Origin of the sequence: Pseudomonas sp. PA-7-1E, assembly GCF_021605325.1 — a bacterium.
Lineage (GTDB): Bacteria > Pseudomonadota > Gammaproteobacteria > Pseudomonadales > Pseudomonadaceae > Aquipseudomonas > Aquipseudomonas fluorescens_BV.
In genome coordinates this window covers 1-15,121 of the sequence record NZ_WKFA01000059.1, presented here as the reverse complement: position 1 = coordinate 15,121, position 15,121 = coordinate 1, and the positions used below count along the sequence as shown (strand labels likewise).

Annotated in this window: 14 protein-coding genes; 9 read left to right on the top strand and 5 right to left on the bottom strand. The window is 61.7% G+C overall.

Going from position 1 to position 15,121, the window contains the following annotated elements; all coding sequences use genetic code 11:
• Positions 1 to 71 precede the first annotated feature (71 nt).
• The 3 genes from GIW79_RS25010 to GIW79_RS25000 are packed head-to-tail and all read right to left on the bottom strand — an operon-like array spanning position 72 to position 2,510.
• Positions 72 to 878, bottom strand: a complete 807-nt coding sequence (locus tag GIW79_RS25010) for a sulfite exporter TauE/SafE family protein (protein ID WP_236455752.1) — start codon at positions 876 to 878, stop codon at positions 72 to 74.
• A complete protein-coding gene (locus tag GIW79_RS25005; RefSeq protein WP_236455754.1) occupies positions 879 to 2,123 on the bottom strand; it encodes an NAD(P)/FAD-dependent oxidoreductase in 1,245 nt (414 codons plus the stop codon).
• 51 nt (positions 2,124 to 2,174) lie between these two features.
• Entirely contained in the window at positions 2,175 to 2,510 is a 336-nt protein-coding gene (locus GIW79_RS25000) for an ArsR/SmtB family transcription factor (RefSeq protein WP_003174875.1), read from the bottom strand.
• A 94-nt stretch (positions 2,511 to 2,604) separates the two neighbouring features.
• Here GIW79_RS25000 and GIW79_RS24995 point away from each other — a divergent pair, with 94 nt between their 5' ends.
• The gene (locus GIW79_RS24995) at positions 2,605 to 3,468 is read left to right on the top strand and encodes an MBL fold metallo-hydrolase (protein ID WP_236455756.1); all 864 of its coding nucleotides are present in this window, start codon (positions 2,605 to 2,607) and stop codon (positions 3,466 to 3,468) included.
• 597 nt (positions 3,469 to 4,065) lie between these two features.
• Here GIW79_RS24995 and bkdR read toward each other — a convergent pair.
• Entirely contained in the window at positions 4,066 to 4,554 is a 489-nt protein-coding gene (gene bkdR, locus GIW79_RS24990) for a Bkd operon transcriptional regulator BkdR (RefSeq protein ID WP_003174877.1), read from the bottom strand.
• A gap of 195 nt (positions 4,555 to 4,749) precedes the next feature.
• Here bkdR and GIW79_RS24985 point away from each other — a divergent pair, with 195 nt between their 5' ends.
• The 5 genes from GIW79_RS24985 (at position 4,750) to GIW79_RS24965 (ending at position 10,918) form a co-directional block, all read left to right on the top strand.
• Positions 4,750 to 5,985, top strand: coding sequence for a 3-methyl-2-oxobutanoate dehydrogenase (2-methylpropanoyl-transferring) subunit alpha (locus tag GIW79_RS24985; protein WP_054898243.1), 1,236 nt, complete (start codon positions 4,750 to 4,752; stop codon positions 5,983 to 5,985).
• A 1-nt stretch (position 5,986) separates the two neighbouring features.
• A complete protein-coding gene (locus GIW79_RS24980; RefSeq protein ID WP_005789444.1) occupies positions 5,987 to 7,045 on the top strand; it encodes an alpha-ketoacid dehydrogenase subunit beta in 1,059 nt (352 codons plus the stop codon).
• Complete coding sequence (locus GIW79_RS24975; RefSeq protein WP_236456211.1) at positions 7,046 to 8,311, top strand: dihydrolipoamide acetyltransferase family protein; 1,266 nt, start codon at positions 7,046 to 7,048, stop codon at positions 8,309 to 8,311. It begins immediately after the preceding gene.
• A gap of 4 nt (positions 8,312 to 8,315) precedes the next feature.
• Positions 8,316 to 9,695: a dihydrolipoyl dehydrogenase gene (gene lpdA, locus GIW79_RS24970; RefSeq protein WP_054898241.1), complete on the top strand. Its 1,380-nt coding sequence runs from the start codon at positions 8,316 to 8,318 to the stop codon at positions 9,693 to 9,695.
• 203 nt (positions 9,696 to 9,898) lie between these two features.
• Positions 9,899 to 10,918 carry a branched-chain amino acid aminotransferase gene (locus tag GIW79_RS24965; RefSeq protein ID WP_003192309.1) on the top strand — a complete coding sequence of 340 codons (1,020 nt, stop codon included), beginning with the start codon at positions 9,899 to 9,901 and terminating at the stop codon, positions 10,916 to 10,918.
• Positions 10,919 to 11,168: 250 nt separating this feature from the next.
• Here GIW79_RS24965 and GIW79_RS24960 read toward each other — a convergent pair whose 3' ends face one another.
• Entirely contained in the window at positions 11,169 to 12,062 is an 894-nt protein-coding gene (locus GIW79_RS24960) for a GNAT family acetyltransferase (RefSeq protein ID WP_072446150.1), read from the bottom strand.
• Positions 12,063 to 12,285: 223 nt separating this feature from the next.
• On the opposite strand from GIW79_RS24960, the gene ctlX reads away from it, so the two are divergent.
• The 3 genes from ctlX to GIW79_RS24945 all read left to right on the top strand — a co-directional run.
• Entirely contained in the window at positions 12,286 to 13,212 is a 927-nt protein-coding gene (gene ctlX, locus GIW79_RS24955) for a citrulline utilization hydrolase CtlX (RefSeq protein ID WP_057974965.1), read from the top strand.
• Positions 13,213 to 13,223: 11 nt separating this feature from the next.
• Entirely contained in the window at positions 13,224 to 14,270 is a 1,047-nt protein-coding gene (locus tag GIW79_RS24950; protein ID WP_034127975.1) for an ornithine cyclodeaminase, read from the top strand.
• A gap of 227 nt (positions 14,271 to 14,497) precedes the next feature.
• Positions 14,498 to 15,121: transporter substrate-binding domain-containing protein (locus tag GIW79_RS24945; RefSeq protein WP_236477430.1), on the top strand; the 624-nt coding region annotated here is incomplete at its 3' end.

The window sequence follows — 15,121 nt, the reverse complement described above, 5'->3', positions numbered from 1 at the left end:
CTGAGTGTCAGCGCTCAATGAGGAGGTTCCTGACCAAGTACAAGATTTCGTGACAGCGCACAGGTACAGCGTCAGAGCAACGCGCTGGCTAGCATCCCAATCGCCACCAACCCACACAGGCTGGCGAACCCCACTTGCAACACCCGCGCGGGGATCACCGAACACAACCGCCTTCCCGCCAACATGCCGACGACGCTCGCACCAATAAACACCCAGCCCACCGGCTCGATGCTCACGCCCGCATGAAACGCACCGGCCACGCCGATCAGCGACAGCAGGCTGACCACCATTAACGACGTGGCGACGATCCCGCGCATCTGCACGTCGGTCAGTTGCTTGAACGCCGGCACGATCAGGAAGCCGCCGCCCACGCCCAGCAAACCTGAAACGGCGCCGGTCACCGCTCCCAACGCCGCCAGGGTGGCGCTGCATTTGGCGGTCCAGGCCAGGCGACCGGTCTGCTGGTTGAGCATGCAGTTTTTCTGGCCCCACGACGCCGCACCATGGTCACTCGGCCCAGACTCGCGCTTTTCCCGTTGCAGCATGCGCCAGGCCACCAGCACCATCAGCGCGCTGAACAGCCCCATCAGCACCGGTTCCGACAGTTGGTGGGCGACAAACACGCCCAACGGCGAAAACAGCGCGCCGAGCAAGGCGATCAGTAACGCCGCACGGTAACGCACCAAGCCATGACGCAAGCCATCAATGGCACCAACCGCTGCCGCTGCGCCCACCGCCAGCAACGACACCGGCGCGGCCTGGGTCATGGTCAAGCCCAGCCCCAGCACCAGCGCCGGCACCCCAAGGATGCCGCCGCCCGCGCCAGTCAGGCCCATGACCAGGCCCATCAATACACCCAACACACTGGCCAGCAGCATTCAGTCCACCTTGCTCAGACGGGTCAGCCACTCGCGGCCCTTGAGCATGCCATTCCAGTAGAACCACGGCAGCAGCGTGGCCTTGAGGAACCACATCGAACGGCGTGCCTGCGTGGGATCAAGGGGAAAGGTCGGCAGCAACTTGCCGCCATAGCCAAACTCGGCCAGCACCACCTTGCCCTTCTCCACCGTCAGTGGGCAGGAACCATAGCCGTCATATTTGAGCGGCAAAGGTGCCTGCTTGCGCAGGGCCAGCAGGTTTTCGGCCACCACCACGATTTGCTTGCGCACCGCTGCCGCCGTCTTGGCGTTGGTGGTGCCGCACACATCGCCCAGGCCGAAGATATGCGGGTAGCGCAGGTGTTGCAGGCTATGGGGGTTTACTTCGCACCAGCCGGCGGCGTCGGCCAGCGGGCTCTGGCGGATAAAGTCCGGGGACAACTGCGGCGGTACGACGTGGAGCATGTCGAAGGTTTTCTCTTCGACCGTCGCGTTGCCTTCGGCGTCTTTGACTTCAAACCAGGCTTTGCGCGCCGGGCCGTCGACTTTCACCAGGTTGGAGTTGAACGCCAGGCGAGCGTTGTATTTTTCGACGTACTTCATCAGCGGCGGCACAAAGGTTGGCACACCGAACAACGCCGCACCGGCCAGGTTGAACTCGACGTCGATGTGTTTGAGATCGCCCTGCTTGAGCCAGTGGTCGCAGGACAGGTACAGGGCTTTTTGCGGCGCGCCGGCACATTTGATCGGCATCGCCGGCTGGGTGAACAACGCCTTGCCACCCTTGAGCTGCTGCACCAACTGCCAGGTGTACGCGGCATGCTCGTAGCTGTAGTTGGACGTGACACCGTGCTGGCCGAGGGTGTCCTGCAGGCCTTCGATTTTTTCCCAGGCCAGGCGCAGGCCAGGGCAGACGATAAGGTTCTTCCAGGTGACGCGCTGGCCGCTGTCGAGCACCAGGGTGTTTTCATCGGGCAACAGTTCGCTGACGGCGGCCTGCACCCAGCTGACGCCATTGGGCAGCACGTCGGCCAGGGGGCGGCGGGTCTTGTGCAGGTCGTAGGCGCCGCCGCCGACGAGGGTCCAGGCCGGTTGGTAGCAGTGGTAGTCGTTAGGTTCGATGAGGGTGATGTTCAGCTGCGGGTCGCGCTTGAGCAGGCTGGCCAGCAGACCGATGCCTGCCGAGCCGCCGCCGATGACTACGATATCGCCACTGATGGTGGGTCCCCAGTGTTGTTCGGTCATTGTCTACTGCCTTTTTGAGTCAATGCACACAAGGGTCGCTGCCGGATGGCGTCACGCCCAGCTTTTTATGACCGCGCCGCAATACAGCCCGGACAGGGTTTTCATCACTTGAATCACTTCGTGGCTGGCCAACCCGTAGAAAATATATTTGCCTTCCCGACGGGTGGCGACCAGCCCTTCATCGCGCAGGATGCCCAACTGTTGTGACAGGGTGGGCTGGCGTACGCCGGTCAGGGCTTCCAGCTCGCCGACGTTGCGCTCGCCCTGGGTCAACTGGCACAGGATCAACAAGCGATCTTCGTTGGCCAGGGCCTTGAGCAAGGCACAGGCCTTGGACGCCGATGCACGCAACTGGGCGACTTCGCCCTCACTCAACGTAGATTCCATTTGCCTCGGGTCCTTTATGTCACTTAAGCTCAAAACATTATGTGTAAACGTAAACTGATTGTAACCACTTTTTTCTTCAGCAGAGACAGCCGCCATGCCAGCGTTGATTCAAGCCTTTCTGGATGACGCATCGTCGACCTACACCTATATCGTCTATGAAGCCAATGGCGGCCCCTGCGCCATCGTCGACTCGGTGCTCAATTACGACCCGGCTTCGGGGCGCACCGATACGGCACAAGCCGACAAGGTGATTGCCTTTGTGCGCGAGCATGGCCTGCACGTGCAGTGGCTGCTGGAAACCCACGCCCATGCCGACCACCTGTCCGCCGCGCCCTACCTGCGCCGCACCTTGGGCGGCAAGATCGCGATCGGCGAATCGATCAGCAAGGTGCAGGGCGTGTTCAAGAACCTGTTCAACCTGGAGCCGGAATTTCGCGTGGACGGCTCGCAGTTCGATCACCTGTTTGCGCCGGATGAAGTCTTTCATATCGGCAACTTGAAGGCCCAGGCGTTGCACGTGCCTGGACACACCCCCGCCGACATGGCCTATTTGATCGACGGCCGCTTGATCCTGGTGGGCGACACCCTGTTCATGCCCGACGTCGGCACCGCCCGCTGCGACTTCCCCGGCGGCGATGCGCGGCAGTTGTACGCGTCGATGCGCAAGCTGTTGGCGTTCCCCTCCGATACCAGGCTGTATGTGTGTCATGACTATCCGCCTGAAGGCCGTGAGGCCAGGTACCAGACCACCGTGGCGGAACAACGGGCGGGCAATATTCATGTGCATGATGGGGTGGATGAAGCGGCGTTTGTACAGATGCGCACCCAGCGTGATGCTGGATTGGGCATGCCAACGTTGTTGCTTCCGGCGATCCAGGTAAATGTGCGGGCTGGAAATATGCCGCCGGCAGAAGAAAACGGCGTGACGTACCTGAAAATCCCCCTCAACCAACTTTAGAAGCACCGATCCGCTGTGGGAGCTGGCTTGCCTGCGATAGCGGTGGGTCAGTTGGCCCATTTGCCCGATATACCGCTCTATACCGACCAACGGTAACCACGATGCGAAGCGAGCCGCTCTTGATCTGCTTTTGATCTGCTTTTGATCTTAGGCGCCCCGTTAAACCACGCTGGCCGGAATTCGACAGGGATTTGGGGGGTAAACCGGCAGGGATGCCGGTTTAGCCGCCCCGCGCCATGGATGGCGCGTGGCGGCGGCCCCCCAAATCACTGGCGAATTACGGGCACACCGAGCCCAAGCGAGGTGCCGAGTGGTGGGGCAAGAGCGCTTTGCTTACTTTCGCGCTTTTCGAAAGTGAGCCGCCGTCAGGGCGGAACCCTAAGTGGCCGTTACCGCAGGAATGGATATGTACACAATCCAGCTGCATTGACTGTGAGGCCGTCTTCGCAGGCAAGCCAGCTCCCACAGTTGGATCGTTAGGGTGTCAGGTAGGTAGTCGTCGGCTGTCAGGCCGCCATCGCAGGCAAGCCAGCTCCCACAGTTGGATCGCGGGGTGCCGTCATCACAGGCAAGCCCCACATTTTGTCCCGTGTTGAATCAGGAACCGAGGCTGATGCCGTTGGCCGGCAACGGCAGTGCGGTTTTGTAGCGCACTTGCTTCAAGGCAAAGCTGGAGCGAATGTTCGCCACCCCAGGCACCTTGGTCAAAAAGTCCATCATAAAGCGCTCCAGCGACTGGATCGTGGGCACCAACACGCGGATCAAATAGTCCGGGTCACCGGCCATCAGGTAGCACTCCATCACCTCAGGCCGATCCGAGATCGCCCCTTCGAATTGCTGCAGCGCCAGCTCGTTCTGTTTTTCCAGGCTCACGTGGATGAACACATTGACGTGCAGCCCCAGCAGATCAGCATCCAGCAGCGTAACCTGCTCACGAATCAACCCCAGTTCTTCCATCGCCTTGACCCGGTTGAAACACGGCGTAGGCGACAGGTTGACCGAGCGAGCCAGGTCGGCATTGGTGATGCGGGCATTCTCTTGCAGGGCGTTGAGAATGCCGATATCGGTACGGTCCAGTTTGCGCATGAGACAAAATCACCTGTTTATTATGTTTATGCAGTTTTTTTATCCGCAAATGGCCGGCGACGCAATGAAACAGAGATAAATATTCTTCTACGCCACGCCTATGATTGTTGTAGGACAAGATTTCTTCTACCCGAAGACTGACTGTCAGCTAGCGCGCCCACTACAAGAAATTCACAAGATAGAGCGTAGAAAGCCATGACCCAGCCGTATGCACCGCTGCGCCTGCACGTTCCCGAACCCTCGGGCCGCCCAGGCTGCAAGACCGACTTCACCTACCTGCGTTTGACCGACGCCGGCCTGGTACGCAAACCCGCCATCGACGTAGAACCGGCCGACACCGCCGACCTGGCCAAGGGCCTGATCCGCGTGCTCGACGATCAGGGCCAGGCCCTGGGCCCGTGGGCCGAAGGCGTCTCCACCGAGATCATGCGCAAAGGCATGCGCGCCATGCTCAAGACGCGCATTTTCGACAACCGTATGGTGGTCGCCCAGCGTCAGAAAAAAATGTCGTTCTACATGCAAAGCCTTGGCGAAGAAGCCATCGGCAGCGCCCAGGCCCTGGCCTTGAACATCGACGACATGTGCTTCCCCACCTATCGCCAGCAAAGCATCCTGATGGCCCGCGAGGTGCCGCTGGTGGACCTAATCTGCCAACTGCTGTCCAACGAGCGCGACCCGCTCAAGGGCCGCCAATTGCCGATCATGTATTCGGTCAAGGAGGCGGGCTTCTTCACTATTTCCGGCAACCTTGCCACCCAATTCGTGCAGGGCGTGGGTTGGGGCATGGCCTCGGCGATCAAGGGCGATACCAAGATCGCCTCGGCCTGGATCGGCGACGGCGCCACTGCTGAATCGGACTTCCACACCGCCCTCACCTTCGCCCACGTGTACCGCGCGCCAGTGATCCTCAACGTGGTCAACAACCAGTGGGCGATTTCCACCTTCCAGGCCATCGCTGGCGGTGAAGCCACCACCTTCGCCGGACGCGGCGTCGGGTGCGGCATCGCTTCCCTGCGCGTGGACGGCAATGACTTTATCGCCGTGTACGCCGCCTCGGCCTGGGCCGCCGAACGTGCGCGCCGTAACCTGGGGCCCACCCTGATCGAGTGGGTCACCTACCGCGCCGGCCCGCATTCCACCTCCGATGACCCATCCAAGTACCGTCCCGCCGACGACTGGAGCCACTTCCCCCTGGGCGACCCGATTGCCCGCCTCAAGCAGCACTTGATCAAGATTGGCCAGTGGTCCGAAGAGGAACACGCGGCGGTCAGTGCAGAACTTGAAGCCGAAGTGGTCAAGGCGCAGAAGGAAGCCGAACAGTACGGCACCCTGGCCGGTGGCCAGATTCCAAGCGCCGCGACCATGTTCGAGGATGTCTATAAAGAGATGCCGGAGCACTTGAAGCGCCAGCGTCAAGAGCTGGGGGTGTGACATGAACGACCACAACAACAGTATCGAACTGGAAACCGCCATGACCACCACCACCATGACCATGATCCAGGCCCTGCGCTCGGCCATGGATGTGATGCTTGAGCGTGACGACAACGTGGTGGTGTTCGGCCAGGACGTCGGTTACTTCGGCGGCGTGTTCCGTTGCACCGAAGGCTTGCAGACCAAGTACGGCAGCTCGCGGGTGTTTGACGCCCCCATCTCGGAAAGCGGCATCGTCGGCGTGGCCGTGGGCATGGGCGCTTACGGCCTGCGCCCGGTAGCGGAAATCCAGTTCGCCGACTACGTCTACCCCGCCACCGACCAGATCATTTCCGAAGCGGCACGCCTGCGTTATCGCTCGGCCGGCCAGTTCACTGCGCCCTTGACCATGCGCATGCCCTGCGGCGGCGGCATCTATGGCGGCCAGACCCACAGCCAGAGTATCGAAGCGGTGTTCACCCAGGTCTGCGGCCTGCGCACGGTGATGCCGTCCAATCCCTATGACGCCAAGGGCCTGCTGATCGCCTCCATCGAAAACGATGACCCGGTGATCTTCCTGGAGCCCAAGCGCCTGTACAACGGCCCGTTCGACGGTCACCACGACCGCCCGGTAACGCCGTGGTCCAAACACCCCCAAGCCCAGGTGCCGGACGGTTACTACACCGTGCCCCTGGACGTAGCCGCCATCGTGCGCCCAGGCTCGGCCGTGACCGTGCTGACCTATGGCACCACCGTGTATGTGTCGCAAGTCGCCGCTGAAGAAACCGGCATCGACGCCGAGGTCATTGACCTGCGCAGCCTGTGGCCGCTGGACCTGGAGACCATCGTCAAGTCGGTGAAAAAGACCGGCCGTTGCGTGGTGGTGCATGAGGCCACGCGCACCTGCGGCTTTGGTGCCGAGTTGGTCTCGCTGGTGCAAGAGCATTGCTTCCACCACCTGGAAGCGCCGATCGAACGCGTCACTGGTTGGGACACTCCCTACCCGCACGCGCAGGAGTGGGCGTATTTCCCAGGGCCGTCCCGAGTGGGCGCGGCGTTGAAACGGGTCATGGAGGTCTGAATGGGCACGCACGTTATCAAGATGCCGGACATTGGCGAAGGCATCGCGGAAGTTGAATTATCGGTATGGCATGTAAAGGTCGGCGACCTGGTGGTTGAAGACCAGGTGCTGGCGGATGTGATGACCGACAAGGCGATGGTGGATATTCCCTCGCCGGTCCACGGCAAGGTGATTTCCCTCGGCGGCGAGCCGGGTGAGGTCATGGCAGTGGGCAGCATTTTGATCAGCATTGAAGTGGAAGGCGCAGGCAATACCAAGGATATGCCGGAGGTTGCCGAGCCGGCGAAGGCCGCGCCACCTTTGGCCGAAGCCAAACCGGTACAGGCGCCGGTAGAAAGCAAGCCCGCTGCAGTAGTGAAAGCGCCGCAAGCGCCCGTGGCCCGTGAAGCCAGCGAACGCCCGTTGGCCTCGCCTGCCGTGCGCAAACACGCGCTGGATGCCGGGATTCAACTGCGCCTGGTCCAGGGCACAGGGCCTGCGGGCCGGATTCTGCATGAAGACCTGGAGGCTTACTTGCGCCAGGGCCCGACAACGGGCGCCAGCGCCGCCAACCCGTATGCCGAGCGCACTGACGAACACCAGATCCCGGTGATCGGCATGCGCCGCAAGATCGCCCAGCGCATGCAGGACGCCACCCGCCGCGCCGCGCATTTCAGCTACGTGGAAGAGATCGACGTCACCGCCCTCGACGAGTTGCGCGTGCACCTCAACGAGAAGCACGGTGCGACACGCGGCAAGCTGACCCTGCTGCCGTTTATCGTGCGGGCCATGGTGGTAGCCTTGCGCGACTTCCCGCAGATCAATGCGCGTTACGACGACGAAGCCCAGGTCATCACTCGCCTTGGTGCCGTGCACGTGGGCGTCGCCACCCAGAGCGACGTGGGCCTGATGGTGCCGGTGGTGCGCCACGCCGAAGCCCGCAGCCTGTGGGGCACTGCCGAAGAAATCGCGCGTTTGGCCAATGCCGCACGCACAGGCAAGGCCAGCCGTGAAGAGCTGTCCGGTTCGACCATTACCCTGACCAGCCTTGGCGCCCTGGGCGGCATCGTCAGTACGCCAGTGCTGAACCTGCCGGAAGTGGCCATCGTCGGCGTCAACCGCATCGTTGAGCGGCCGATGGTGATCAAGGGCCAGATTGTGGTGCGCAAGATGATGAACCTCTCCAGCTCTTTCGATCACCGCGTGGTCGATGGCATGGACGCGGCGCAATTCATCCAGGCCATTCGCGGCCTGCTCGAACAACCCGCCAGCCTGTTCCTGGAGTAAGGGCATGACTCAGACATTGCACACCACGCTGCTGATTATCGGCGGCGGCCCCGGCGGTTATGTCGCGGCGATTCGCGCAGGCCAACTGGGCATCCCCACCATTCTGGTGGAAGGCCAAGCACTGGGCGGCACCTGCCTGAACATTGGCTGCATTCCCTCCAAGGCGCTGATCCATGTGGCCGAGCAGTTCCAGCAAACCGTGCACCATAGCCAGGGCTCGCAGTTGGGCATTGAGGTGGATGTACCGACTTTGGACATCCGCAAGAGCGTGGAATGGAAAGACGGCATCGTTGACCGCCTGACCACCGGCGTCGCCGCACTGCTGAAAAAACACAAGGTGCAGGTGATCCATGGCTGGGCCAAAGTCATCGACGGCAAGACCGTCGAGGTGGGCGAGCAACGCATCCAGTGCGAACACCTGCTGTTGGCCACCGGCTCGACAAGCGTCAACCTGCCGATGCTGCCGATTGGCGGGCCGATTATCTCGTCCACCGAAGCCCTGGCACCGACCCATGTACCCAAACGTTTGATCGTGGTGGGCGGTGGTTATATCGGCCTGGAACTGGGGATTGCCTACCGCAAGCTTGGTGCCGACGTCAGTGTGGTCGAGGCCCAGGCGCACATCCTGCCGGCCTACGACGCCGAGCTAACCCTGCCGGTGGCTGAATCCCTGAAGAAACTCGGCGTGAAGCTGTACCTGGAACACAGCGTCACCGGCTTTGCCGACAACAAGCTGCAAGTACGTGCACCCAATGGCGACACCCTGGCGCTGGACACCGACCAGGTGCTGGTCGCCGTGGGGCGCAAACCCAACACCCAAGGCTGGAACCTCGAAGCGCTGAACCTGGACATGAACGGCGCGGCGATCAAGATCGACAGCCGCTGCCAGACCAGCATGCGCAACGTGTACGCCATTGGCGACCTCAGTGGCGAGCCGATGCTGGCGCACCGGGCCATGGTCCAGGGCGAAATGGTTGCCGAACTGATCAGCGGCAAGGCCCGCGAATTCAACCCGGCGGCAATTCCGGCGGTGTGCTTTACCGACCCGGAACTGGTAGTGGTCGGCAAGACCCCGGACGAGGCCAAGGCTGCTGGCCTGGATTGCATTGTGTCGAGCTTCCCGTTCGCCGCCAATGGCCGGGCCATGACGCTGGAGTCCAAAGCCGGCTTCGTGCGGGTGGTGGCGCGGCGTGACAATCATTTGATTGTTGGCTGGCAAGCGGTGGGGGCTGGGGTGTCGGAACTGTCCACTGCGTTTGGCCTGAGCCTGGAAATGGGCGCGCGCCTGGAGGATGTGGCCGGGACCATCCATGCCCATCCGACCCTGGGTGAAGCGGTGCAGGAAGCCGCGCTGCGGGCATTGGGGCACGCGTTGCACCTGTAAAACCGTGGCGTGGCTATCGCAGGCAAGCCAGCTCCCACACTTGGAATGCATTCCAATGTGGGAGCCGGGCTTGCCCGCGATAGCGGTGGATCAGCCAATGCAGAGGTTGAATGGTCCACCGCCCTGCTCCCACACCGGCCAAGAATGCAGTATTGTTGCGCCATCCAGAAAAAAATCCGACTTGACCAGAGATAGAGGGTGTCATGGGTAACGAGAGCATCAATTGGGACAAGCTGGGTTTTGACTACATCAAGACCGACAAGCGGTTTCTCCAGGTCTGGAAGAACGGCGAATGGCAAGCTGGCACCCTGACCGACGACAATGTGCTGCACATCAGCGAGGGCTCCACTGCCCTGCATTATGGCCAGCAATGCTTCGAGGGCCTGAAGGCCTACCGTTGCAAGGACGGCTCGATCAACCTGTTCCGCCCGGACCAGAACGCCGCCCGCATGCAGCGCAGCTGTGGCCGCCTGCTGATGCCACAAGTGCCGACCGACGCGTTCATCGACGCCTGCAAACAAGTGGTCAAGGCCAATGAGCGCTTCATCCCGCCGTACGGCAGTGGCGGCGCGCTGTACCTGCGCCCGTTCGTGATCGGCACCGGTGACAACATCGGCGTGCGTACCGCGCCGGAATTCATCTTCTCGGTGTTCTGCATCCCGGTCGGTGCCTACTTCAAGGGCGGCCTGGTGCCGCACAACTTCCAGATCTCCGGCTACGACCGCGCCGCGCCGCAAGGCACCGGTGCCGCCAAGGTTGGTGGCAACTACGCCGCCAGCCTGATGCCGGGTTCGGAAGCGAAGAAATCCGGCTTCGCCGACGCGATCTACCTGGACCCGATGACCCACTCGAAAATCGAAGAAGTCGGCTCGGCCAACTTCTTCGGCATCACCCACGACAACCAGTTCATCACGCCGAAGTCGCCTTCGGTATTGCCAGGCATCACCCGCCTGTCGCTGATCGAACTGGCCCAGACCCGCCTGGGCCTGGAAGTGGTCGAGGGCGAAGTGTTCATCGACAAGCTGGATCAGTTCAAGGAAGCCGGCGCCTGCGGTACCGCAGCGGTGATCTCGCCTATCGGCGGCATTCAGTACAACGGCAAGCTGCATGTGTTCCACAGCGAGACCGAAGTCGGCCCGATCACCCAGAAGCTCTACAAAGAGCTGACCGGTGTGCAGACCGGTGACGTGGAAGCGCCAGCGGGTTGGATCGTCAAGGTCTGACAGCCACAAAAGCCAGCGACACCACAAAACCCTGTGGGAGCTGGCTTGCCTGCGATAGCGAACTGTCAGTCAGCATATGATCGTTCCCACGCTCCGCGTGGGAATGCAATGCATCCCCTGACGCTCCGCGTCACCTGTTGTCCGGCGGGACGCGGAGCATCCCAGGCGGCATTCCCACGCAGAGCGTGGGAACGATCAAAGGCCTATCGCTATCGCAGGCAAGCCAGCTCCCACACTGGTTTCTACACCTTCATGAGCGTGGCGTAATATTCTCGGCAATCTTCTTGCCCATACTGATCCTCGGCTCCACCCCATACCCCAACGCCTCATAAAACCCCACCACCACGTCATTGCCGCCGGTGATCTGCAGGTTGATTTTCATGCAACCCAGCGCTGTCAACGCCTGTTCGGCATAGCGCACCAGCGACGACCCCAGGCCATGGCGCCGATAGTCGGTATGCACCGCCACCGAATACAACCAGCCACGATGCCCGTCATAGCCGGCGAGGATGGTACCGATCACGGCTTTGTTGTCGGTGGCAACGAAGAACAACCCGTCATTGACCGCCAGTTTCTTATCAATCGCCAGGCTCGGCAGGTTATGCGCGGTGTCATAGCCAAACGCCTGCTGCCATAACTCAATCACCTGGGCACGGTGTTGACGGTCGCGATACGGCCCGATGGGGTGGCGGGACAACAGCGCCTTTTCCATCACCAACGTGCGCTCGTTGCCGTGGTACACGTCACGCACGTTGTGAAAACCCAGCTTGGCGTAGAAGGCTTGCGCCGTCAGCGAGGACGGCACGCTCAGCACCGTCACGCCGGCTTCACGGGCGCGCAGCTCGATCTCGATCATCAACAATCGGCCAATGCCCTGCCCTTGCAGCGCCGGGTTGACGAACACCGAGCGCACCACGTTGCCGTCCAGTGCGGCCGTAGCAACGATCAGTTGATCCTGAGTCGCCACCAACACCACACGCCGCTGGAGTAACGCCATTACCGCGTCGGGGGTGAAGTTGCTGGCAACCCGCGCAATCACATCTGCTGGGTAATCACGTGCGTTGCTGCTGTGCAGCGCAGCCAGGATGACCTGGCTGATGCCCTCGGCATCTGAAGGTTGGGCAAGGCGAACAGCGGTAGACATGGTTCCTCCTGGCTGACACAACGATAACAATCACCACAATACCAATGTGGGAGCTGGCTTGCCTGCTCCCACAGGTTGATCGTATTTCAATCTGACAGCCGATTCGGCTGCGCCACCCCCGTTTTCAGCTTTCTTGGCTGAGCCACCCCGCTGTTTCAGCCGGGATCCTTTCCCCGCAACGCACACAATAGCGGCACAAGATCCCCAACGGACCCGTGCCCCCATGCAAACCACCAACACCGTCCTGATGATCCGCCCGGCGCGCTTTGCCTTCAACCCGGATACCGCGATCAACAACCGTTTCCAACGCCCGCCGCTGGACCCGCTCAGTGCACAGCACAAAGCGCTGGAGGAGTTCGACGGTTATGTCGACACCCTGCGCCAGCATGGCGTGGAGGTGCTGGTGGTGCAGGACACGCCGGCGCCTCATACGCCCGACTCGATCTTCCCCAACAACTGGTGGAGCAGCCATGCCGACGGCAGCCTGGTGCTCTACCCCATGGAAGGCCAGAACCGCCGACTGGAGCGCAACAAGGGCGTGCTGCAAGTACTGGAGCAACGCTTTGCGATCAACACCACCATCGACCTCAGCCACCTGGAACAACAGAACATCTTCCTGGAAGGCACCGGCAGCATGGTGCTCGACCGCCAGCACCGCATCAGCTACGCCTGCCATTCGGGGCGCACCCACCACGCGGCCCTGCGCCAGTTTGCCGAACGCCTCGACTACCAACTCTGTGTGTTCCACGCCCTGGACCGTCACCAGGCCCCCATCTACCACAGCAACGTGATGATGAGCGTTGGCCGCGACCTCGCGGTGGTGTGCCTGCAGGCCCTGCCCGACGACAGCGAGCGCCTGGCCCTGGAACGCTCCCTGCGTGACACCGGCAAGGACATCCTCAGCCTGGACTTCGACCAGTTGGAAGCCTTCGCCGGCAACATGCTGGAGGTCCACGACCGGGACGGCCAGCCATTGCTGGTGATGTCCGCCAGTGCCTGGGGCGCCCTGCATCCGGCGCAGCGTCAGCATGTGGAACGCCATACGCGGCCGGTGGTGGTGAATATCGACAACATCGAACGCATCGGCGGCGGCAGTGCCCGCTGCATGCTGGCCGAAGTGCATCTGCCGGCCCGTCCCTCATTTCAATAAGGAGTCCTGCCATGACCCGTTATATCGACGTCAACGACCTCAGCTACCTGGTATCGCAAAAAGGCCTGCAAACCTGTATCACCGAGATGGCCGACTACATTCGCGCCGACTACCTGCGTTGGCAGGATTTCGAAAAATGCGCGCGCCTGGCCAACCACTCACCGGATGGCGTGATCGAGCTGATGCCGGTGTCCGACGCTTCGCTGTACGCCTTCAAGTACGTCAACGGCCACCCAAAAAACACCCTGGCCGGCATGCTCACCGTGATGGCGTTCGGTGCCTTGGGCGACGTCGACACCGGCAAACCGGTGCTGCTGGCGGAAATGACCCTGACCACTGCGATCCGCACCGCTGCCACCTCGGCCCTGGTCGCCCGCTACCTGGCCCGCGCCAACAGCCGCAGCATGGCGCTGATCGGCAACGGCTGCCAAAGCGAATTCCAGGCTCTGGCCTTCCACGCCATGCTGGGCATTACTGAAATCCGCCTGTTCGACATCGACCCCCAGGCCACCGCCAAGCTCGCCGCCAACCTCAAGGCGTTCCCGGCGATCAAGGTGATCCTGGCCGCCAGCGTCGCCGAGGCAGTCAAAGGCGCGGACATTGTCACCACCGTGACTGCAGACAAGGCCTACGCCACCATCCTGACTGACGAGATGATCGAGCCAGGCATGCACCTCAATGCCGTGGGCGGTGACTGCCCGGGCAAGACCGAGCTGGACCGCCGTATCGTCGAGCGCGCCAGGGTGATCGTCGAGTACGAACCGCAAAGCCGCATCGAAGGCGAAATCCAGCACATGCCGGAAGATTCGCCGGTCACCGAGCTGTGGCAAGTGATCAACGGCCAACAGCCGGGCCGCGAGAATGAACGCCAGATCACCCTGTTCGACTCGGTGGGTTTTGCTATCGAAGACTACTCGGCCCTGCGCTATGTACTGGACGTGGCCAAGGCCCTGGATGTGGGGAGCGAGCTGGAGCTGGTGCCAGACCTGGCCGACCCGAAAGACCTGTTTGCACGCCTGGCCCAGCAACCTGTGGTACAGCATAAAAAGCGCGCCTGAAACCGCTCTGGCTTGCCGCTTTGCGCCCAGGGCAGGCCAGATTCGGGTGGGTTGAAAGCCGATTTTGCCGGTGTCACAGCCGATTCCGCTGCATTGCCTGTTTTAACAGCGCAATTTGCGCTTTGCGCAGGGGGTAAACGACACAAAAAACGCACCATCATGAAGCATTCTCTGCTCCCAGTTATTCACTGCCCCTGACATCAATTACAAAATATAGGGACCGACACATGACTCCTCTGCGATCACTCTTCGCTGCGTTGCTGTTGCCACTGTGCGCCACTGCTGCCCACGCCCAGGACTGGAAAGAAATCCGGTTTGGCGTGTTCCCCGAATACCCGCCCTTCGAATCCGTCGCCGCCGACGGCAGCCTGCAAGGTTTCGATATCGAACTGGGCAACGCCATCTGCGCCAAGCTCGAAGTGAAATGCACCTGGGTGCACAACGAATTCGACGGCATGATCCCGGCCCTGCGTGCGCGCAAGTTCGACGCGATCATGTCTTCCATGGCCGTGACCCCGGCCCGCGAGAAAGTCATCGACTTCACCGACCGCCTGTTCCTCAGCCCCACCTCGGTGATCACCCGAAAAAACGCCACCTTCGGTGACACCCCCGAGTCGCTGAACGGCAAGCAGGTTGGCGTGCTGCAAGGCTCGTTGCAGGAAGCCTATGCCCGCGCGCACCTGGCCAAGCTCGGTGCACAGATCAAGGCGTACCAGTCTCAGGAACAGAACTACGCCGACCTGCAAAACGGCCGCCTCGACGCCACCCTGACGGACAAGCTCGAAGCCCAGCTCAACTTCCTGTCCAAGCCCGAAGGCGCCGACTTCAAGACCGGCCCGGCCTTCAAGGAC

What these genes read in the sequence shown, in the direction of transcription:
- ctlX (WP_057974965.1), top strand. Translation starts at nt 12,286, where the DNA reads ATGCAAACCACCAACACCGTCCTGATGATCCGCCCGGCGCGCTTTGCC.
- bkdR (WP_003174877.1), bottom strand. Translation starts at nt 4,554, where the DNA reads ATGCGCAAACTGGACCGTACCGATATCGGCATTCTCAACGCCCTGCAA.
- GIW79_RS24965 (WP_003192309.1), top strand. Translation starts at nt 9,899, where the DNA reads ATGGGTAACGAGAGCATCAATTGGGACAAGCTGGGTTTTGACTACATC.
- GIW79_RS24950 (WP_034127975.1), top strand. Translation starts at nt 13,224, where the DNA reads ATGACCCGTTATATCGACGTCAACGACCTCAGCTACCTGGTATCGCAA.
- GIW79_RS24960 (WP_072446150.1), bottom strand. Translation starts at nt 12,062, where the DNA reads ATGTCTACCGCTGTTCGCCTTGCCCAACCTTCAGATGCCGAGGGCATC.
- GIW79_RS24985 (WP_054898243.1), top strand. Translation starts at nt 4,750, where the DNA reads ATGACCCAGCCGTATGCACCGCTGCGCCTGCACGTTCCCGAACCCTCG.
- GIW79_RS25005 (WP_236455754.1), bottom strand. Translation starts at nt 2,123, where the DNA reads ATGACCGAACAACACTGGGGACCCACCATCAGTGGCGATATCGTAGTC.
- GIW79_RS25010 (WP_236455752.1), bottom strand. Translation starts at nt 878, where the DNA reads ATGCTGCTGGCCAGTGTGTTGGGTGTATTGATGGGCCTGGTCATGGGC.
- GIW79_RS24975 (WP_236456211.1), top strand. Translation starts at nt 7,046, where the DNA reads ATGGGCACGCACGTTATCAAGATGCCGGACATTGGCGAAGGCATCGCG.
- GIW79_RS24980 (WP_005789444.1), top strand. Translation starts at nt 5,987, where the DNA reads ATGAACGACCACAACAACAGTATCGAACTGGAAACCGCCATGACCACC.
- GIW79_RS24995 (WP_236455756.1), top strand. Translation starts at nt 2,605, where the DNA reads ATGCCAGCGTTGATTCAAGCCTTTCTGGATGACGCATCGTCGACCTAC.
- GIW79_RS25000 (WP_003174875.1), bottom strand. Translation starts at nt 2,510, where the DNA reads ATGGAATCTACGTTGAGTGAGGGCGAAGTCGCCCAGTTGCGTGCATCG.
- lpdA (WP_054898241.1), top strand. Translation starts at nt 8,316, where the DNA reads ATGACTCAGACATTGCACACCACGCTGCTGATTATCGGCGGCGGCCCC.